Genomic DNA, 19366 nt, shown 5'->3' on the forward strand with positions numbered 1-19366 from the left:
TCCGAGCAAGGGCATTCAGCCTGAGCGCCTGATCGGCGACCGACTCGCTTTCGCGAACAGTCGTTTGAGCTGAGCAACGGCGCCGTTTTCGCTGATGTAATCGCGATAGGCGACGTAATCGGGGTCGCGTGACAGATGGCATTCCTCGGTGATGGCGCGGAGTGCGTAGATGGCATTGAGCGCGAGCAGGATGGCGGAGTGCCGCAGCGCTTCAGCGGGTCCTGCGGCGGTGAGGAAAGGTAGGGAGACCAGCCACCAGGAGAGGTTTTTCGAAACATAGGCCGGATGCTTGATCCAGCGATACGGTCCGCAGGTGATGATTCCGCGATTGGTGAGATTGGAAAATCTCAGGCCAAAGCTCACGGTGGACCAGACAAAAATCAAGATGCAGAAGAGGATCGCCGATCCCCAGAAAACCTGGAGCGCCGGTGAGGGCATCACCGCCGTCCAGTTGGCGCCCGTTTCGTAGTTCAGGTAGGCACGGGTGGCGGCGTTGATGGGTTCATAACAGGCAAGACAAACCAGCCAGCCGAATACGGTGGGCTCGACCGTGCGGATATGATTGTCGAGGACGCGCAGCGTGAAGACGTAGCCGACGACCGCGACAAGAACATCCACCATGAACAGGAGATCGATTGCAAAAGCGTGCCAGCGCATGATGTCGAATCGATACGGTTGTTCCAGCCCGGCAAGGATCGAACCCAGTGTGGAGCACAGATAGACGAACATCAGCGGCAGGAAGAAGCCTTTGACGATCCAGCTCCGCACGTGCTGGCGTATCTGCTCGGTCCTTTGCGGCACGGCGCCGCTGAGGACGAATGCACCGATTTCGGCATATGAATCTTCCGGATCGGTCTGCCGGCGGTCGACATAAACAACATAAAACGGCGCGGCGACGAGCAGCGCCGGCAAGGTGTCGTAAAGCGCCGCCCAGTAGGGGGCGTAAAACCCGCGCCGGTATTCCGGTACTATCCAGTAGACTGCGGCAATGGTCGTGAGCGTGACGATGAAGCCGATAAGCTTGCGCACGACGCGCTCGACTTCAAGCACTCGCATCGGCTTCGCCTGCAATCCCGTCGAACGCCTCCGGAACGTCTGGAAATAGGCCGTGTCGACCGCGATCATCGCTGCCGCGGTAGCTGCAATGACAGTCATGGCCTGCAAATGTACAGGCCAGCTTCTGTTGACGAGCACTCCGACGGCCAGCGCAAGACCAAACAGTCCTGCAAGGCCGGTGAGGGGCGCGGTCGCGGATTTCGGTTGGAGCGTCAAGCTGCTACTCCCGTTGCATGAGGGTTGATCGTCGTCGGCGGCCGCGACGGGTCACGTAGTGTGCCCACCCGCCGCCGCTGGTGCCACTTGAGCAGCCGCTACACTCCACCGCTGCCGTTGGATCCGCTGCTGCTTGTCCCGTCGTTGCCGCCGCTGGATCCGCTGCTACCGCTCGATCCGCTTGAGCCGCCGCTGCTTGTTCCGTCATTGCCGCCGCTTGAACTGCTGGTGCCACTCGAACCGCTGCTGCCGCTGGAGCCGCTGCTGCCGCTCGAACCGCTGCTGCCGCTCGAACTGCTGGTGCCGCTCGAACCACTGCTGCTGCTTGAGCCACCGATGGGCCTGTTGTTGAGGTTGTGTGGCGAGCGATGGTTGTTGGCGCCCTCGTTTGTATTTTCGCAGGTGCATTTGCGCTGATATTTGGTGCCGAAAGCACTGTGTTCATTGCTCGCCTTCTTGCAGACCAACCTACGGCAAATCAAATTCGCTTCGGTCGTCTCGGGGGTAAGGCCGGTGATCACTATTGCGGTTGTCGTGGCCGCCATGGCCATGATCGAGAACCGGAGTAAATTCCGAAAATTTTGCATAGATACCTCGCTTTCTGACGCCTCGCTTCTCGGGCTCGCGCCCAAGCTTCCTGATTGTCGAGCGGGTATTTGCAACAAGGCCGCATACGGATCGCTTACGCCTCAGCGGTCGGGCTCAGGGCGGCGAAAAAAGTTGAACAAAGCGCAGACAATGCTGCCGCATTGCGGTATTTCGACCAGAAAAAAGGAAGATGCACTTTGGGGGAAACGGAAAATGTCGAAACGGCTTAGACTGGTGCTGGGAACGGCCGGCGCAATTGCCGTCGCCATTGTCTGGGGGATCATCGCCACGTTAATGGGTGTGCCATCGATTCTGATCACTGTAGGAGCGGTCGCGATCGGCGCGGGCATCTACAACTATGTCGATCGAAGCCGAAGCTGATCCGGTTATCAGGCTACGGGCATAACGCAAAAATCCCACCGTCGCAGACTGTCTGCGGCAATGCTCAGTGTACGAAAATTACCAACGACAGCGGTCTGTGGAACGAGTGGCCTGCCGAAGCTATTGTGGTGTCGGTCCGAGACACCCCCGCCTCGGGTCATTGGCTCACCCAGCCGAGTGGTCCGCTGCTACCCAATGGCAGCGGACCTTCATCCGGAGGACAGACCCGGAAGACGGATTGTGCCGAATCGAGGGAGAACGATGGTCGTTGACGAGATTGCCGCGCGGCGCCTGAAAATTCTGCTCGAGCAATACATGGAGACCAGGAAGAGGCGCCACGATGCGGTTTCCACCGCAGCGGCTGAGATCGCGATCAGGGCTGTCATGCCGAATTGCCCGGCCTCCGGAAAAGTCCTGGACGACATGATTGCGGCATGTGCGTTCGAACACGGGCTGGGGGTGCTGTTCGATCGACCTGACGCATGAAGGCCTAAATGCCATGAATCCCAACGCCAAAATCGCACGTTGCTGTCGTGCACAAATCCGACGCTGTTCCTGAGGCGCTCGCGACTAATGCGCATCGCGTCGATCGGCCTCATGCGATGCGCTGTAAGTGCCTGTTTTTGTGCATGTCGTTGCCGCAAAACCGCTGCACAGTTTTGCGCGACATGCATTAGAGAAACCGACCGACCGGAGCAGCCATGCCGAGATATTTTTTCCATTTCCGAAACAATGAGGGCCGCTTGACGGAAGATTTCGAGGGTCAGGAGTTGGACGGTTTGTCCGCGGCTCAGGATAACGCAATGGCCTCGGCCAAGGAAATCCTGGCCGAGGGCCTGCTCAGCGGCAGCCCGGTCCTGACAGGTCTTTCCTTCGAAATCTGCGACGAGAACCGAAAGCTGCTTTTCCGATTTCCATTCTCGGAAGCTGCCGAAAAGGCCGGCACTCGGCCGTGATTGGCCAAAAGCCCCGCGATGCGGGCGAGCTTTGATCGAGCCTGGCTGAAAAACCGCATGTCGCGGCAAGACGGTCGTTAGTGCAAATCAGCACCGTAGCCAAATTAGTAGCATAGCTGCCGGCACAAAGCAAGAACAAATATGGCTTGCCTTGCCTACGGGGCATTACTTATGTCCCTGCGTGTGCCGGCCCGGGCTATCGTGCGTTTCAGGAACTCGAGGGCAGGCACGGATAGGGGCGCCAAGCGACGTTGCCATTTCCAACCAGTATGTCGATTTGTCGGGCCGGGTGTTCGTCAACTTACCGAAACGTCTTCGCAGGATGCTGTGATCAGGAGTTCCTTTCTCCCGCGGTTGCGTTTACAGGACGCTCAGGACAGTGTCGTTTGCGCGCCAGCTACTAGACCGAGTTAGGCCGGGCGCACAGTCCCCTCCGTCAAGGAAACCAGTCCGGCGCCGTTTTTGGAGAACAATGATTTGTGGTGGTCAAATAAGCAAAAGAGATTCAAGGGAACGTGGGACGACCGACTGGACGGCCTATTCTCAGCAGAGGTCGACTACGCCGGGAAATCCATTCTCGATGTTGGCTGCAACATGGGTATTGTCGCCTATGAGATATCCAAGCTAGGACCGAGTTCGATCCATGGGATCGACATTCTCAAGCCGCATATCGAGACGGCCAGGATGATCTTCCTGGGTTGTCCGGTCCAAAGCCAGTTCGATTGTCTCGATCTTGGCAGCCGGAAGCTGCAAAATGTTCTCAAACCGCAGTACGACATCGTCATGCTGCTGGCGGTCTACCATCACATGCAGTGGAGCCTCGGCGCGGATAAGGCGCGACGCGTGCTGTGCGATATCGCCGGGCGTGCTCAAACGATCGTTGCCCGCGTCCCTCCTGGCAAGGATAAGGAGATGATCGCGGTGCTTTCGGATGTGGGCTTTTCAATCAAAAGCAATCACACATCGCCTCTTGGAAGCCATCTCATGGTCCTCGCGAAACACTGACCGGGCATAGCGCGGCCGACGGCGAATGGCGCAAGAGCCGCGTGGCTGGGATCCGCTATGCTCGGACGCGAGGGACCGACAGTCATAAGCCGATGACGTGCAAGGATCCGGTTCGGCATTGACTGCGGTCGGGAACGAAGCCACAGACAGGTGATCGAAACCGTCTCGTGCTTCAAGACAACACGAAGACCGGACGGGATCGCAACGGGCGGCGACAAGATGATTGCAAAGAAACGAGTGTCAACGGTCCCGGCATATCCGCTGATCAAGCGTCTGATTGGCGAAAATCTGCCGCCGCACAAGATGCTGTATGTGACAGGTTTGCTGTGCTCGATCGCTGCTGCTGCCGCGGTCGGCGCGACGGCCTGGATCATGAAAGTCATGATCAACACCATCTATGTCGAGCGAGATGCTGCCGCTGTATCGGGTATCAGCGTCGTCATCATCGGCATTTTCCTGGTCAAGGGCATAGCTGCCTACTGCCAGACCGTCACAACGGGAAAGATTCGCCGGGCTATCGTTTCGGACCTGCAAAACCGGCAATTTTCTCGAATGGTGCGTTTCGACATCAGCCGTTTCGCGAACCAGCATCCGGCAAAATTCATCTCCAAAATCATGTTCAACGCGCGCGCCGGGGCGACCGTTATTCTCACCCTCACGAGCAGCGCCGTCTCTGATCTGCTGACCCTGATTGCGTTGGCCAGCGTCATGGTCAAGCAGGACCCGGTGATGTCGCTGATATCCGTGGCGGTTCTGCCGATGCTGTTCCTGTCAGTCGGCGCGATAACCAGGAAGCTCAAGGCGCTGGCGAGGGGCGAGACGGAATTGGCCGCGCAGGTCCAGTCGATCGGCACGGAAGCCGTCGAAGGCATCCGCACCATCAAGTCCTTCCAGCTCGAGGACAAGGCCGTCGCCAGCTTTGCAAAGGCCGTCCGCAAGATGGAAAGACGTGGCATCCAGATCAACCGGACGTCAGCATTGATGAGCCCATTGATGGAGACCGGCGGCGGCGTGATCATCGGGCTTTTCGTTATGTACGCCAGCTGGCAGACCCTCGGCAACGGCAAGACGCCCGGCGAATTCATGGCCTTCATTACCGCGTTCCTGCTTGCCTATGAGCCTGCCAAGCGGTTGGCCCGGGTCAATGTCGACATTCAGAAGCAAATGGTCGCCGTCGAGCAGATGTATGACTTGATCGACACGCCCGAGCAGCGGCGACTCGCGATTGCGGGCGAGCGTCTGACCGACGTCGATGGTGGTATCCGCTTTGAAGATGTGGCCTTTTCCTATGACGGCAACAGCCCCGCGCTCGAGGGTGTTTCCTTCGACGTGCGACCTCGTGAGAAGCTGGCGATCGTCGGCCGCTCCGGCGCCGGCAAGACCACCATCGTCAATCTGATCCTGCGTCTGATGGAGCCGGACAAGGGCAGGATCCTGATCGACGGAAAGGACATTTCGAAGATCAGCCTGGCCGACGTTCGCGATAACATCGCACTGGTATCCCAGGACGTCTTCCTGTTCGAAGGCTCGATTCGCGACAACATTCGCGACGGCCGCCCGAATGCCACGGATCAGGAAATCGAGTCCGCTGCGAACCTCGCCCGGGTCACCAGCTTTGCTTCGGCGCTCGAAAACGGGCTCGACACGCTTGTCGGGCCAAGCGGCACCAACCTGTCCGGCGGCCAGAAACAACGCGTTGCCATCGCGCGCGCCCTGCTCAAGAATGCTGCGGTAATCGTCTATGACGAAGCGACATCCGCGCTTGACGGTGAAAACGAACGGGCGGTTATGGAGGCAGCCTTCGACAACACATTTCAGCGCACAGTGATCTGCATTGCGCACAGGCTGTCTACAATCAAGGCGGCCGATCGTATTCTCGTGTTTGACGCCGGACAGCTTGTCGATGCTGGAACGCATGACCAGCTTGCCAAGCACAGCGAGATATATCGTTCGATATTCCACCTGGAGACGCCCGATCCGATGGTCGAAAGCGGCAAAAAGCTGCGGCAGAGCGTATTGCGCTGAAGGCCGATGACCAGCTTTTATCACGGTTCCTATGTCCGGTATGTGATTGGTGGACTGGGCCTTCAGGTGCGCCGGTACAAAAAGGCGGTGCGCGGGTTGTTTTCCGGTCGCAAGCAGCCTCGTTCCATTCTTGAGCTGCAGGCCAAGGTTGCGGCCCTGATTGTGCGCAGGGACTGGAAAGGCCTTGAAGCCGGTACCAATGAGATGGCTGTCACGGCCGATCATAATCGCGACCCCGAGCTGATGCAGAAGGCGGGCCAGGCGTTCGAACGCCTTGGCAACTTTGCGCGGGCAGCTGAGCTTCGGCTTTCCGCTCGCCGGCTGCGGAAAGGGAAAGGCGCCAACGAGTGGACCGGCGAGAATCTCGGATCGGATACACTGCTGATCGATCTTGTGGAGGATGACCCGCGCAGCCTTGGCCGGGTTATCCGCCACGCGCGACTGGCCGGCGCTGCCGCTGCCTATGCGCAAAGCGCAACAATCCGGGTCGAGCCGCGCCTGGTATCAATTCTGCAGCGAACGTTCCCGAAGGCGACCGTGGTCCCGGCGCAGCGGGATGTGGTCGGCGACAAACACGCGACTTTCGAAGATCTCGCCTGGGTGTTCGGACGCGACGCCGAAAGGCTTGCTGCCGACTTCGTACCGCTGCAGGCAGATCCTGAACTCGTCGAGACATTCCGCAAGCGCTATCGCTCGATGACGGATCTGCCGCTGGCAGGTCTCTCCTGGGGCAGCAAATCCCACACCAAGGACGTGCCTGATTTTTCTGAATGGGCACGGTTCATCGCCCAGACACAAGCGACATTCGTTTCGCTCCAGTACGGACAGATCAAGCCGGCGTTGCGGCGCCTTCGCAACGGCAACGGCGCGCGTCTGATCTTTGACAACAGCGTCGACCAGATGGTCGACATGGACCGTTTCGCCGCACAGGTCGCTGCACTCGATGCTGTCGTGACGATCAGCAATACGGCGGCCCATCTTGCGGGAGCCCTTGGCGTGCCGACTGTTTTCCTCATCGACGACAATTTTCAGACGGCATGGCCAGTGACCGGCGACCGGACACCCTGGTATCCGAAGGGCATTGTCATTCGCAAGGAGGGGCGCCCTTGGTCGCTGGTGCTCGACGAGGCTGGCCGGCGGCTCTCGTCGATCCTGACGACGCTTTCCGACGCTCCCCGGGGACGATAGAACATCGCCGTGCAGAACAGACGAACCATCCTTCAGAAGGCAAAAACCGCCGATCTGCGCCCGCAGGGCGCCGTCGGCAAGCGGCTGCAGAAGGTCCTCGAGCGGGCAAAGGAACTTCTTAGACGTCCCTCGCGCCACGCCGACGAAAGCGCCGAACGGCATATGAGGCTGATGGAGGAAAGCGTGCAGCGTGGTGATTGGCAAACTGCTCGCGACCATGCACTGGCGCTTGGGGTGCTTGGTGAGCAGCTTGGCGATCTCGGCCTGATCAAGAAAGCGGGGCGTGGACTGAGGCGTCTCGACGGAGGAAATCGCATCTGGCAGTTGATGGCGGCGAGCAAGCAGCTGCGCGGCAGGCCCGATTGGGATGGCAGTGATCTTGCGGGTCGCACGCTTCTCGTCGATCGTCGCGAAGGCGACCTGGCGATCTTTTTCCAGTTCGCGTCTTTGCTTGGTCCAGCAGCTGTGGCTGCTGGTCGATGCATTGTCTTCGTCGAGCCGCGACTGGCACCGCTTTATCGCAGAACATATCCTGCGCTTGATGTCAGGATTGAAGGGGAAGAGGACATGGCGGCAGTGGACGCCGATGTCGTTGCCGGTTTCGAGACACTCGCAAAGCATTTCTGGCCGGACGACCCGGCGGCACGCGCGCCCTTCGTTCCGCTGGAGCCGGACCGCCGACTGGTTGCCGAGCTGCGCGGCACCTATCTCGATGGCGGCCCAGGTCCCCTGATCGGATTTGCCTGGGGAAGCCTGAACAAGAGCAAGGATCTGCCGGCTCTGGACGATTGGCGGACGCTGTTCAGCAGCCTGCCGGGGCGCCTGGTCAGCTTGCAATATGGCGATGTCGGGCCGGCCCTCTCCGAGTTCGAGCGCCACGCTCCGGGGCGCATCATCCATGACGCTTCAGTCGACCAGTTGACGGACATGGACCGCTTTGCCGCCCAAATTGCGGCGCTCGACGCGGTGGTCACGATCAGCAATACCGGCGCCAACCTCGCCGGAGCGCTCGGCGTGCCGACGATTGTCATGCTCGACGATGGATTTCGGCTGTCCTGGCCTGCTTTCGGTGAGACCGTCGCCGCATATCCGAGCGTTCGACTGGTCCGAAAAGGCGGCCGAGCCTGGGCGTCGGCAGTCCAGGAAGCAGGCGGACGGGTCATGCAAATCATCGGCGGAGCTGGCGATGGAGGGTAGCCAACTTCTCGGCCGGTTGCGCCGCGCTGTCGCGCTTGCAGGCTACAGATACAAGGTCTGGTTCCGACGTCACCGGCGGCAGCTCTTCCTTCGCTGGCGCGACGGCGACATTGCCGATCAGATGGCGGATTATCGGCGAAGCGTCGAGTCCCGCGATTGGCCAGCGGCACTGCCGAAAGCCCTGGCTCTTGGATCCATTGCGAAGTCGAGGGGCGAGGTCCACCTGATCGACGAGCTCAGCAAGGCGCTGATGCGGATGGGCGCCTATGGCCCAGCCGCCGAACTCAGGATCGCCCGACGCCACATCGTCAACGGCCGCGTCGATGGCGAGTGGCTGGGCCAGGATATTTCGGGCCAGACACTGCTGGTCGATCTGATGGAAACCGAAAAGCAGGGTCTGGCCACCGCGATCCATCATGCGAGTTCCGTCGGCTGTGCGTTGGGGCGCGCCGCCCGTTCGATCGTCCTGGTCGAGCGCCGCCTGGTACCGCTCTTTCAGCGCACTTTTCCGACCGCCGATGTGCGGCCGGTCGGCGCTGACGGCAAGGCTGCCTATGGCGAGGCGCAGGCCTTCGCCGGCGTCCAGCATCTGACTGCCGTTTTCGAGACCGACGAGGCGACGATCCGCGAGCATTTCGTGCCGCTTAAGCCGGATCCGGCCCGGGTCGCTGAACTTCGCGCCCGCTACCGGCATGAACGACGGCCGTTGGTCGGTATCGCATGGGGCAGCTCCAATCCCGGCAAAGACCTGCCGCCGCTAGCCGCCTGGCGAAACCTGATCGGCCGACCGGACCTCCGGTTCGTCTCGCTGCAGTACGGCCAGATCCAGACCGATCTGAAGGTCCTGACCGACGGTGAGCCGGAGCGCATTCTTCATGACAGATCGGTCGATCAGCTCGTCGACATGGACCTTTTCGCCGCGCAGGTTGCCGCGATGGACGCCGTGGTGACCATCAGCAATACCGGAGCGCATCTGGCGGGCGCGCTCGGCATCCCCTCGATTTTCATTCTGGGCGACGGCTTCAAGCGCTCCTGGCCGGTCGAGGGCGACCGCACGCCCTACTATCCATCGGCCGTGCTGGTCTCGAAACGGGAACGCCCCTGGTCCGTGGTGATGGGCGAGGCTGAGGCCATCCTGGCGCCATGGCTCACAAAAGTGAGTGGCTAATGCCTGTCGTCCGAAAGGGTGTCACTGAAGACGCTTCGACGCGATCCGCATTAAGGGTTCGGCCGACGGATCGCGGAATGGAGCGCCCGTGTCGAACAGTCGTCGCAACAGGCCAAAAAACATAAGGCATTCCGAACCGGGATATAGTAAAGGCCAATTCGCCCCGCAGAGGATCGCAATTCTTGCTGGCATTTCTGCCTTGTGTTCGAATTAGCCGTAGGCTTAGGCGCCCAGTAATGGGGTTGGTCTGGCCGGCAGCGGTTCGGGCGCCAGCTCTGATAATCTAAAGGAGGTCTCTCCCATGTCCTTTCTAAAATTTTTCCAGGCCAAAGCGCCGCCTCTTCCTCTTATCGTATCCTTTCCAAAATCGGGGCGCACGTGGCTACGTGTCATGCTGGACGATCTCGGAGTTGAAGTTCAATACATTCACGACGGAACCGACCACAAGTTACTTCGACCGAAATCGAGCCTCAAGGAGAATAAATCTCGGTATAAAAAGAGAAGAACAATAATGCTTGTTCGCGATCCAAGAGATACGGTGGTCTCAGGGTACTTTCAGGTTCAGAAGCGCCACATGCTTCCAGCGGGATCGTTCAGTGATTTTATCAGAAGCGACAATCATGGGATTGAAAAGATCATCAGATTCAATCTGCATTGGTTCGCGGCCATGCCCCGGATGCGCGAAATCCGGTATCTTCAATATGAAGATATGCATCGGGATACCGCTGGTGTCCTTCGCGCGATCCTTGGATTCCTGAACCAGCAGGCTGACGATCGGACGCTTGTCGAGGTGGCGAACAACCGAACGTTCGACAAGATGAAAGTGAGTGAATCGACTGGTGATCTGTCCGATCGATACGGCAAGATATTACAGCCGCGCGATGCGAATGATCCCGAAAGCTTCAAGGTGCGCAAGGGCAAGATAGGCGGTTACGGCGAATATCTTTCCGAGGACGATGTGGCCTATTGTGACGAGCAGTTGGCTAAGTTCGAATATTGGGAGAAGCTGGACAAGGTTTTTAGCACGAACGGCTTGTGCTACGCTCGCGTCGATAACCGCGCCCGGGTCGCCTTGGGTTAGGGAGCATTGCCGACATGGTGATGCGGACCGGATTCATTTGCGGCTGCGGCCATAGCGGGACGACGTTGATTGCGACGATCCTTGCGTCGCATCCCGACGTCTACCTGCCGCTCCAGGAAACCAACATTTTCTTCAAGTGGACGCCACTGGCCATGTTCCGCTTCTGGAAACTGAAGCGGGCGGCGCTCGATGCTGGAAAGAACGTGCTGCTTGAAAAGACACCGCGGCATATCCGCCGTGTCGCCCGCATTCGCCGGCTCGTGCCCGGCGCGCGTTTCGTCATGCCGGTGCGAGATGGACGCGACGTCGTAGCGTCCCTGATCAAACGACTTGGCGACCCAACGGAGGCTCTCGACCGCTGGATCAACGACAATGCGCTGGTTCTTGCGGAACGGGGAAAGCCGGATGTGCTGATCTATCGCTATGAGGACCTGGTCGAGAATCCGGCCAAAGTCGTCGAGCAGATATGCGGCTTTCTCGATGTAACCTTCAGGCCGGATCTCCTCGACTATCACAAGAACCCGCAGCAGTGGTTCAAGCCGACCGACGCCAGCGGCGAGACGCCACATGCGGTGCTCCGGAACCAACAGGTCAATCAGCCGATCTATGACGGGAGCGGAAGATGGCGCTCCGAACTTGGAAACGCCGAGCTACAGGACCTGGTACAGGGACGAGGTGCCCAGCTTATGAAAGCATTCGGTTATGCATGATCTCGGCTCGGCATCTGCTTGAACTGCCGTCTACCAATCAATTTTGTCGATCAAACCCGTTTTGAACAGGCTGTGAGCTCCTTCGTACAGCATTGACTGTTCGCTCATCGCGCTGAGAGCGGCTTTACCGCTCGATACCTCATGATACTGGCGATATTTGGAAGCGCCGTTCCAATACTGACCTTCCGCCACCGCGACCTGCGCCTTGTCGTTGAAATCGGCGAAGAACTTGAAATGAAGCAGGCCAGCCAATCCCTTTATATAGTTTCGCCAGTAGGGCAGCGGTGAGTGAATCGACGTAAAAATCGTCTGGCGATCAACATATATCAGAGGAAACTTGGTCAACTTGTGCTGCCTGGCGAAAAGCCGGGTTCTCGGGCCGCCTGTGATCTTGAGATGCCGGGGGCTCCTCGTCACCTCATAGCCGCTGCCGTCGAAATGGTCCGCAACTTGCCATGGCGGCACGATGGGATCGAAGGGTACGTCCCAGATGTTTCCGCTCGGATACATGTCGATCATCGGCGCCAGCAGGCGTGTCATTCCGCGCCGCTTGAGCCAGTCGGCCATCGCACCGAGCGGATGCTGATCCATGCCGTCATAGACAAGATATTCGTCCGCATCCACGGTCAGATACCAGCGAGGCTGACCATAGATCTGCACAATCCGCTGCCGCCAAAGGTTTCCCAGGTCCGACTGCGAATAGGTGACCGGCGAGCTGAATAGATCGACATCTGGCTGCTCGGCCAGAAGCTCAGCTGTGCCGTCGGTCGAGCGATCATCGAGGACGGCGAATCTGGTGACGCCGAGTTCGCGATAGTGCTTCAGGAACGGGGGTAGCCTGTCCGCCTCGTTGCGGATGACGAGGATCAAAGGCAGGTCATTCGCGTTAAGGGGCGTTATCGGCCGCAGCGATGACACTTCTGCCCGTCTTCCGAAGGTGTGTCTCAGCCGATATATGGCGGTGTCGGTAATCGTCCGGCGGACAATGGCGGGCCAGGTTGCTTTGCTCAAGCCATCGATTCCCCTCATGGCGGTCACCGGCTGGAGCTGGCGCTGATCCGCTGTTTGCAGTTAATTTCTACATGCAGCACCGTTAGGCAAATCGCAAGCAGTTGCGGACAATCGACACAGGCCTGTTCTGAGTTCCGGCGGGGAAGCTTTCCAAGTGTTGCCGATGCGAGCTGGCCTCTATAGACATCGTCAGATGGCAACAAGGCCGGAGCCCAGACCCTATGTACGCCGGCATTCGTGGCACCGAAATTCAATTCGACAGGCCGATCCTGTTCGTGCGCCAGCGTTATGCGCCTTTTGGCGGAGGCGAGATCATGCTGGAAAACATCATGGCCGCATTCGCCGCGCGTCAGCGGCCGGTGGCCGTGCTCTCCGGCGACTGGCCGCGCTATGAAGGCATAGAATTCATCCATTGTGCCGGCCGCCGCTTTCCGCGTTCGCTGCGGGCGGCGTCCTTTGCTCAAGCTGCCTGCCGCAAGATCGCCGAGATGCCGCCGGCGCTGGTGCAGAGCAACGATCGCCTCCCGTGCTGCGATGTCTTCCGGGCCGGGGAGGGCGTTCATGCCGCCTATCTTGCCGAGCGGCGGCGTTTCGAGACGCGGCTTGGCAGGGCGGCAATGGCGCTGAGCCCCTTTCACCGCCAGACGCTGCGCCTTGAACGTGCAACCTACGCCAGCCCGAGGCTCAAAGCTGTCATTGCCATTTCGAAGATGGTGGCAGAGGACATTGTCCGTCACTACGATTATCCGGCGGAAAATGTGCACCACATTCCCAACGGGGTGGATCTCGACCGCTTCAACCCGCAGCTTCGCCAGCAGCATCGGGCGACAATCCGCGCGCGGCTCGACGTCGACGAAAACAGGCCGGTCGTCCTGTTTGTCGGCTCGGGCTTTGCGCGAAAAGGACTGCTTGCACTGATGAAGGCGGCCGCCAGGCTCGATGGCGAGCCTGAATTGTGGGTCATCGGCCATGATTCGCGCGCCGACGCTTTCAGGCAGGCCGGTGACAGGCTCGGTCTCGGCGCACGGCTCAAGATGCTGGGGCCGCAGAAAGACATGCTGCCGTGGTACGGCGCGGCCGATATTGCCGTGCTGCCTTCCATCTATGATCCTTTCGGCACAGTGGTCATCGAAGCGATGGCCAGCGGCTTGCCCGCCGTGGTAAGCACCGGCTGTGGAGCGCGCGAGCTTGTCGAGCGGTTCGAGCCGACGCTCGTTTGCGATGCGGCCAGCGAAAGCGACCTCGCTGCAGCGCTCGCGCACGCGCTGCAGTTGTCGTCACGACCTGACACCGCAGCCCGGGTGAGAGCGGCGGCCGAACACTATGATTTCAATGTCATGATCAAGCGAATGATGGCGCTTTATGAAAGCCTTGATCTGAAATGATTTTCGACTTTGTTGAATTAGGTTAGTACCCTCAGTGTGCTAACGGGCCGGGAGCCGATGCTGCAGATGCATTCGAATGACAGTGGCAGCTTTGATGCCGGAGCATTCTGACCGTGCCGGCGCTCTCGGTCATTATCATCACCCGCAACGAGGAGGCGTCCATCGCGCAATGCCTTCAGTCGGTCCATTTTGCCGATGAGATCGTCGTTCTCGACAACAACAGCAGCGACAGAACCAGGGAGATTGCCGGTGCTCTGGGGGCAAAGGTTCTGATGACCGTCGATTGGCCCGGTTTTGGCGCGCAAAAAAACCGTGCGCTGGCCGCGGCAACGGGGGATTGGATCCTGTCGCTGGATGCCGATGAGTGGGTGGAGGCGCCGCTCGGCGCGGAAATAAGGGCCGCAATCGCCGACCCAAAAGCCAATGACGGCTTCGAAATACCGAGAAGATCGCGCTTTTGCGGGCACATTGTCCGCCATAGCGGCTGGTCGCCCGATCTGGTGCTCAGGCTCTTCCGTCGCCGCTCCGGGCGGTTCAGCGACGACACCGTGCACGAGAAGGTATTGGTGAACGGGAAGGTCAGCCGATTGTCCCAGCCGATCGAGCACGATTCCATTACCGACTTGGCAGATGCCCACGACAAGATCGGCCGGTACGCAGAAGCGTCCGCCGCGCAACTGCTTGCCGAGGGCAAAAAAAGCTCGATAGGCAAGGCGGTCTTGCGCTCGGTCTGGGCCTATGTGCGCAGCTATATTTTCCGGCTGGGATTTCTGGACGGTTCCATTGGTGCGATGGTGGCCGCGTATTCGGCCAGCTACACCTATCAGAAATGGGCTCGTGTCGCATTGGGAATGCGAGGCCAGGTCCACCCAAAAACGCAAGGCTGAGGCCAGGACAAATCTGTGAGAAACCGGCTTGGTTGACCGCAATTGTTGCCGAGCCATCGCCAACTAGTTAGTGTACGACCGTAAAAATCGAAAGCCAGGGTAGTGAATATGACTGATGCGTTTAGGGTATTTATCGGATGGGACAGTCGTGAGCCGATCGCGTACGACGTCGCGCGACACTCGCTGCTCAAACATGCGTCGGCGCCTGTCTCCGTCATTCCGATCAAACAGGACGAGATGCGTGCCCGCGGGCTATATTGGCGGGAAAAAGACCCGCTCGCCTCAACGGAGTTCACCTACACGCGCTTCCTCACGCCCTTTCTCGCCGACTACACGGGTTGGGCCCTGTTTTGCGATTGCGATTTCCTGTGGCTTGGTGACGTCGCAGGCCTGCTGAAATATACGGACTCAGACAAGGCGGTCTATTGCGTCCAGCATGACTATACGCCGAAGGCCACAACCAAGATGGATGGTGTGGTCCAGACGTCCTATCCTCGGAAAAACTGGTCGTCGCTGATGCTGTTCAACTGCGCGCATCCTTCGGTCAGATCGCTCACGCCAGAGGTCGTGAATCAGGAAAGTGGCGCCTATCTTCACCGAATGCAGTGGGTTGCCGACAAAGATTTGGGCTCATTGCCGGTAGAGTGGAATTGGCTCGAAGGTTGGAATGAAAAGCCTGCGGTCGGCACACCTAAGGCGGTCCACTATACCAGCGGCGGCCCGTGGTTTGCCGAATGGCAGAATGTCGACTACGCCGATTTGTGGATAGCAGAACGCGACGAGTTCCTGGCTTCCGATCAAGCGGAATCTTCTCAGAGCGCCGTTCGATAAGAACATCGTGTTTGGCAGGTGACCTGGGCGCTTCCGAAAGTGGCATTGATTTTCGTGTCGCCAAGGGCGCAGCAACCAGCCGTCAGGTGCTGGGCGTCGACAACGTGTTGCCGCCGGGGGGCGGGACCGGAGCAGATTGCGCCTACGAATCTGGCGGCACCGGCCGGGTAACCATGCCGCGCTGAGATAAGGTTCAGCTCGCGCCAATATGATCGGTTTGGAGTCCGTCAGCTCTTTCATCGGCCTAGCCGGCACGCGAAAGTCGACCATGCCGTCACTGCGAAGACGCCTCGATCGTTTCCTGGAGAACCGCGGGCCTAAAATACCGCGGCTGCAGCTGAACCATGTCGAGCGCCTGACGCTGGTCCGTCGCCATGGTGATTTTTCCCTTGCCTATTCGACCGCCGTGCAGAGGGGGCTTCACTACTTCGGCGATGCCCAGGGCTACATCGCTTACGGCAGCAAAACGCGACATCATTTCGCGCTCGGTGATCCAGTGGCTGCCCCGGCCGATCGGCGCGACTATATCCGACGTTTCATCGAGGTTGCCGGCAGCCCGTGGTTCGTGCAGATCGGCGACCAGACGGCGCGCGTGCTTGCCGGGCTTGGCTATCAGGTCAACCGCCTCGGCGTCGATACCAGGCTTGTCCTGCCCGGACACGACTTTTCCGGAAAGCGCAATGAGACAGTGCGCTATTCCGAACGCTGGCTCTTGAAGAAGGGTTTTTCCTTCGCTGAGGACAACGGGACTGTCTTCCTCGACGAGATTGCCAGGCTCTCCCAAAATTGGCGGGCCGACCGCATTGTCAAGCGCTGGGAGATGAGATTTCTCAACAGGCCCTTTGCCGATCACCTTGGCGTCGATATGCGCCGTTTCGTCCTGCACGGTCCGGATGGGGAACTCGTGGCCTTGCTGGATTTCGATCCGCTGTTCAGCGACGGCAAGGTCATCGGCTACACCACCTCGTTCAAGCGCAAGCACATCGATGCCTCGGCGCATGCCGAGATCGGCCTGACCAAATTCGCGGTTGACCGCTTTCGCGATGAAGGTGTTTCCGTCGTCACCCTAGGCCTGTCGCCGCTTGTCGAAATCGGACCTAGCGGGTTTGCCGAAAGCGATTTCTGGCGGCACGCCTTCCAGCGTGCCTATGACTCGCCCTGGGTCAATCGCACCCGCTTCAATCTGCAGGGGCAGGCGGCCTTCAAGCGCCGGTTCCATGGTGTCGAAGAGCCGACCTATCTTGCCTTTCGCAAGGGGACCTTTTTCGAAGCGCTTTCTCTGCTCCGGCTGATCAGGGCCGTCTAGTGCCTGGTGGCTGAGCGCTCGTCGCCTCCTGGTATGGTTGACCTCACACCGGTCAGGCTTGGTTGTTTAGGTGGGAAAGGAATGCCGCGGCGGGAAGCAAAGGACCGGCTGCGAACCGCCGGCCTATTCTGCGGCGTCCCCCAGTCCCGCCGGGGCACGTTTGGCAGCCTGAGAACGGCTTCGCGTCAGCGCCAAGGGGTCGGATTCACGGTTGCTGCAGCGTACCGCCGGGAATTACGAGGGTACCCTGGCCTGGCCTTGAGTATCTGAAGCCTATGAAGAACAAAGCAACGATGATCAAACAAATGACGATGACCGCGACGACGCTGCCAGGATGGTGTCCGGTATCTGGCGGTTGGACCATTGCCTTCCCGTATGGCTATCGCCGCGGACCTTCTTCATCTTCCAACCGAGCATGACGACTGTCAATGGGTACGGGAGTTGCGCCCGCCATCCAATCAGCTGCGAAGCGTTGAAGGGCGGCGATCCACCGCGGCTTAGTCAGGCCGGAAACAGGAATGCAGCAGCGGGATCGAAAAAGACCTGCCGGCTGCAGGGCCACACATCCTGCGATTGCATGGCGGCGGAGGTCGGCCTGATGTCAACCTCCTGTCCAGCGGCGATGCGCGCGACGATCCGCCGGCGCTCGCCGTAAAATGCGATGTCGACGATCTCGACATTCAGTTCCGCGCTCGCCGGGCTCCGCTCCATGCTAAAGGCTTCGGGCCGGATCATCAGCCTGGTCTTCTGGCCCTTGCCGAACGTGCCGTTGGCCCTGACTCCGGATATGACCGAACCGTCTGTCATGCGGATCGTTGTCGTGCCGTTGGTGGTGCCGAGATGTTCGGCGGCGAGGAAATTCGAATTGCCGATGAAGCCGGCGACGAAATCGGTCGCCGGCCTGAGATAGAGATCCTCGCCGGTGCCGGTCTGCTCGATGCGGCCATCCTTGAACAGGGCGATTCGGTCCGACAGATGCAGCGCCTCTTCCTGATCGTGGGTGACGTAGAGAATGGTGACGCCCGTCTGGCGATGGATGCGGCGGATTTCGCCCTGGATTTCCTCGCGCAGCTTCTTGTCGAGCGCCGACAATGGCTCGTCCATCAAAAGGATCGGAGGATCGTAGGCCAGCGCCCGGGCCAGCGCGACCCGCTGCTGCTGGCCGCCCGACAGCGCACCGGGTAAGCGTCCGGCAAAGCTTTCGAGCCGCACCAGGGCCAGCATGTCGGCGACCTTTTTCTTCACCTCGGCGTCCGGCCGGCGGCGAACCCGCAGCGGAAAAGCGACGTTTTCGGCCACCGTCAGATGCGGAAACAGCGTGTAGCGCTGGAAGACCATGCCGATGTTGCGCTTGTGCGGGGGCACCGCAAGCAGCGACTTTCCTTCCAGCAAGACATCGCCGGAAGTCGGGTCCTGAAAGCCGGCGATCGCGTAGAGCGTCGTCGATTTTCCCGAACCGGAGGGCCCGAGGAAGGTCAGGAACTCGCCCCTGGGAATGTCCAGCGTGACGTCGTGCACGGCGACGATCGCCCCGAACGCCTTGCGCAGATTGCGGATGGAGAGGAAAGGGTGGGTCATGTCCGGAACTTTCGCTGCAGCAGCGCCGTCATCACCATCAGGGCAAGCGTCAGCCCGACCAGCAGGCTGGAGGCAGCGGCGATCACCGGACTGAGGTCCGACCGCAGACTGCCCCAGATCTTGACGGGCAAGGTTTGCAAGCTCGGGCTGGCCATGAAGATCGCCACCACGACTTCGTCCCACGACGCGAGGAAGGAAAAGATCGCGGCGGAGAAGATGCCGATCCGGATCGACGGCAAGGTGATCCTGAGCCTGGCCTCGAGCGGGCTTGCCCCGCACACGATTGCCGCGTCCTCGATCGACTTGTCGAACCCTTCGAGCGCGGTGGCGATCGGAATGATGGCGAAGGGCAGCGCCAGCACGGTGTGGGCGATGACGAAGCCGATGGTGGTGCCGCCGAGGCCAAGGCGAAGGAAGAAGGCGTAGATGGCGATGGCGAAGACAACGACGGGCAGCACCATCGGCGTCAGCAGCAGGCCACGCACGATCTCACGTCCGGCAAACCGTCCGCGAACCAGGGCAAAGGAGGCGAGCAGGCCGATCGCCACTGCCAGGATCGCCGTCATGGTGGCGATCCGGGCGCTGGTCAGTGCGGCGCCGAGCCAGGCCGGATCGGCAAAAAGCTCCTGGTACCATTTGAGCGTCCAGCCGGGCGGCGGAAAGGCCAGCCAGCGCGACGAGCCGAAGGAGAGCAGGACAATGAAGACCACCGGCAACAGAAGAAAGCCGGCGACCAGCGCGGTGAAGCCGAGCAGGGCAACCCGCAGTCCACCCATGCGGTCATAGTCGAGCAGCAT

The 19366-nt window shown here is 59.9% G+C and carries 19 protein-coding genes; 15 read left to right on the plus strand and 4 right to left on the minus strand.

Translation table 11 applies throughout. The annotated features are described in order from the left end of the window. Window positions 1-15: 15 nt before the first annotated feature. A complete protein-coding gene (locus tag NKH49_RS19375; RefSeq protein ID WP_352816464.1) occupies window positions 16-1272 on the minus strand; it encodes a methyltransferase family protein in 1257 nt (418 codons plus the stop codon). A gap of 24 nt (window positions 1273-1296) precedes the next feature. Here NKH49_RS19375 and NKH49_RS19380 point away from each other — a divergent pair, with 24 nt between their 5' ends. The 11 genes from NKH49_RS19380 (at window position 1297) to NKH49_RS19430 (ending at window position 11571) form a co-directional block, all read left to right on the plus strand. Next, the gene (locus tag NKH49_RS19380; RefSeq protein WP_352927366.1) at window positions 1297-1689 is read left to right on the plus strand and encodes a hypothetical protein; all 393 of its coding nucleotides are present in this window, start codon (window positions 1297-1299) and stop codon (window positions 1687-1689) included. Between the two features lie 6 nt (window positions 1690-1695). Beyond that, on the plus strand, window positions 1696-2241 hold the full coding sequence (locus NKH49_RS19385; protein ID WP_352927369.1) for a hypothetical protein: 546 nt from the start codon (window positions 1696-1698) through the stop codon (window positions 2239-2241). A 261-nt stretch (window positions 2242-2502) separates the two neighbouring features. Beyond that, entirely contained in the window at window positions 2503-2727 is a 225-nt protein-coding gene (locus tag NKH49_RS19390; protein ID WP_352502409.1) for a hypothetical protein, read from the plus strand. Window positions 2728-2942: 215 nt separating this feature from the next. After that, a complete protein-coding gene (locus tag NKH49_RS34945; protein WP_352977186.1) occupies window positions 2943-3197 on the plus strand; it encodes a DUF6894 family protein in 255 nt (84 codons plus the stop codon). 462 nt (window positions 3198-3659) lie between these two features. Next, window positions 3660-4202: a class I SAM-dependent methyltransferase gene (locus NKH49_RS19400; protein WP_352502411.1), complete on the plus strand. Its 543-nt coding sequence runs from the start codon at window positions 3660-3662 to the stop codon at window positions 4200-4202. Between the two features lie 237 nt (window positions 4203-4439). Next, the gene (locus NKH49_RS19405; protein ID WP_352685742.1) at window positions 4440-6227 is read left to right on the plus strand and encodes an ABC transporter ATP-binding protein; all 1788 of its coding nucleotides are present in this window, start codon (window positions 4440-4442) and stop codon (window positions 6225-6227) included. Window positions 6228-6233: 6 nt separating this feature from the next. Next, window positions 6234-7415: a glycosyltransferase family 9 protein gene (locus NKH49_RS19410; RefSeq protein ID WP_352816457.1), complete on the plus strand. Its 1182-nt coding sequence runs from the start codon at window positions 6234-6236 to the stop codon at window positions 7413-7415. Between the two features lie 9 nt (window positions 7416-7424). Beyond that, on the plus strand, window positions 7425-8612 hold the full coding sequence (locus tag NKH49_RS19415; RefSeq protein WP_352816454.1) for a glycosyltransferase family 9 protein: 1188 nt from the start codon (window positions 7425-7427) through the stop codon (window positions 8610-8612). After that, window positions 8602-9780 carry a glycosyltransferase family protein gene (locus tag NKH49_RS19420; RefSeq protein WP_352927372.1) on the plus strand — a complete coding sequence of 393 codons (1179 nt, stop codon included), beginning with the start codon at window positions 8602-8604 and terminating at the stop codon, window positions 9778-9780. Before NKH49_RS19415 ends, NKH49_RS19420 begins: the two co-directional genes overlap by 11 nt. 301 nt (window positions 9781-10081) lie before the next feature. After that, on the plus strand, window positions 10082-10861 hold the full coding sequence (locus NKH49_RS19425; protein ID WP_352471923.1) for a sulfotransferase domain-containing protein: 780 nt from the start codon (window positions 10082-10084) through the stop codon (window positions 10859-10861). Between the two features lie 14 nt (window positions 10862-10875). Further along, the gene (locus NKH49_RS19430; protein ID WP_352471922.1) at window positions 10876-11571 is read left to right on the plus strand and encodes a sulfotransferase family protein; all 696 of its coding nucleotides are present in this window, start codon (window positions 10876-10878) and stop codon (window positions 11569-11571) included. A 30-nt stretch (window positions 11572-11601) separates the two neighbouring features. On the opposite strand, the gene NKH49_RS19435 is transcribed toward NKH49_RS19430, so the two are convergent. Continuing rightward, window positions 11602-12582: a glycosyltransferase family 2 protein gene (locus tag NKH49_RS19435; RefSeq protein WP_352815625.1), complete on the minus strand. Its 981-nt coding sequence runs from the start codon at window positions 12580-12582 to the stop codon at window positions 11602-11604. 221 nt (window positions 12583-12803) lie between these two features. Here NKH49_RS19435 and NKH49_RS19440 point away from each other — a divergent pair, with 221 nt between their 5' ends. The 4 genes from NKH49_RS19440 to NKH49_RS19455 all read left to right on the plus strand — a co-directional run bounded on the left by NKH49_RS19440 (window position 12804) and on the right by NKH49_RS19455 (window position 16991). Further along, window positions 12804-13967, plus strand: a complete 1164-nt coding sequence (locus tag NKH49_RS19440; RefSeq protein WP_352927375.1) for a glycosyltransferase family 4 protein — start codon at window positions 12804-12806, stop codon at window positions 13965-13967. Between the two features lie 113 nt (window positions 13968-14080). Next, a complete protein-coding gene (locus tag NKH49_RS19445) occupies window positions 14081-14854 on the plus strand; it encodes a glycosyltransferase family 2 protein (protein WP_352502417.1) in 774 nt (257 codons plus the stop codon). 108 nt (window positions 14855-14962) lie between these two features. Further along, window positions 14963-15685, plus strand: coding sequence for a glycosyltransferase (locus NKH49_RS19450; protein WP_352448862.1), 723 nt, complete (start codon window positions 14963-14965; stop codon window positions 15683-15685). Between the two features lie 268 nt (window positions 15686-15953). After that, the gene (locus tag NKH49_RS19455) at window positions 15954-16991 is read left to right on the plus strand and encodes a phosphatidylglycerol lysyltransferase domain-containing protein (RefSeq protein ID WP_352816444.1); all 1038 of its coding nucleotides are present in this window, start codon (window positions 15954-15956) and stop codon (window positions 16989-16991) included. Window positions 16992-17492: 501 nt separating this feature from the next. Here NKH49_RS19455 and NKH49_RS19460 read toward each other — a convergent pair. Both NKH49_RS19460 and NKH49_RS19465 read right to left on the minus strand, forming a co-directional pair. After that, window positions 17493-18569: an ABC transporter ATP-binding protein gene (locus NKH49_RS19460; protein WP_352471916.1), complete on the minus strand. Its 1077-nt coding sequence runs from the start codon at window positions 18567-18569 to the stop codon at window positions 17493-17495. Then, window positions 18566-19366, minus strand: a complete 801-nt coding sequence (locus tag NKH49_RS19465) for an ABC transporter permease (protein WP_352471915.1) — start codon at window positions 19364-19366, stop codon at window positions 18566-18568. Before NKH49_RS19465 ends, NKH49_RS19460 begins: the two co-directional genes overlap by 4 nt.

It is taken from the genome of Mesorhizobium sp. M1088 (assembly GCF_040318575.1).
Taxonomy (GTDB): Bacteria; Pseudomonadota; Alphaproteobacteria; order Rhizobiales; family Rhizobiaceae; genus Mesorhizobium.

Bases quoted from the DNA above. Each gene is read 5' to 3' on its own strand.
- NKH49_RS19460 (WP_352471916.1), bottom strand. From the start codon at position 18,569: ATGACCCACCCTTTCCTCTCCATCCGCAATCTGCGCAAGGCGTTCGGG.
- NKH49_RS19425 (WP_352471923.1), top strand. From the start codon at position 10,082: ATGTCCTTTCTAAAATTTTTCCAGGCCAAAGCGCCGCCTCTTCCTCTT.
- NKH49_RS19455 (WP_352816444.1), top strand. From the start codon at position 15,954: ATGCCGTCACTGCGAAGACGCCTCGATCGTTTCCTGGAGAACCGCGGG.
- NKH49_RS19420 (WP_352927372.1), top strand. From the start codon at position 8,602: ATGGAGGGTAGCCAACTTCTCGGCCGGTTGCGCCGCGCTGTCGCGCTT.
- NKH49_RS19430 (WP_352471922.1), top strand. From the start codon at position 10,876: ATGGTGATGCGGACCGGATTCATTTGCGGCTGCGGCCATAGCGGGACG.
- NKH49_RS19450 (WP_352448862.1), top strand. From the start codon at position 14,963: ATGACTGATGCGTTTAGGGTATTTATCGGATGGGACAGTCGTGAGCCG.
- NKH49_RS19465 (WP_352471915.1), bottom strand. From the start codon at position 19,366: ATGCTGCTCGACTATGACCGCATGGGTGGACTGCGGGTTGCCCTGCTC.
- NKH49_RS19410 (WP_352816457.1), top strand. From the start codon at position 6,234: ATGACCAGCTTTTATCACGGTTCCTATGTCCGGTATGTGATTGGTGGA.
- NKH49_RS19390 (WP_352502409.1), top strand. From the start codon at position 2,503: ATGGTCGTTGACGAGATTGCCGCGCGGCGCCTGAAAATTCTGCTCGAG.
- NKH49_RS34945 (WP_352977186.1), top strand. From the start codon at position 2,943: ATGCCGAGATATTTTTTCCATTTCCGAAACAATGAGGGCCGCTTGACG.
- NKH49_RS19440 (WP_352927375.1), top strand. From the start codon at position 12,804: ATGTACGCCGGCATTCGTGGCACCGAAATTCAATTCGACAGGCCGATC.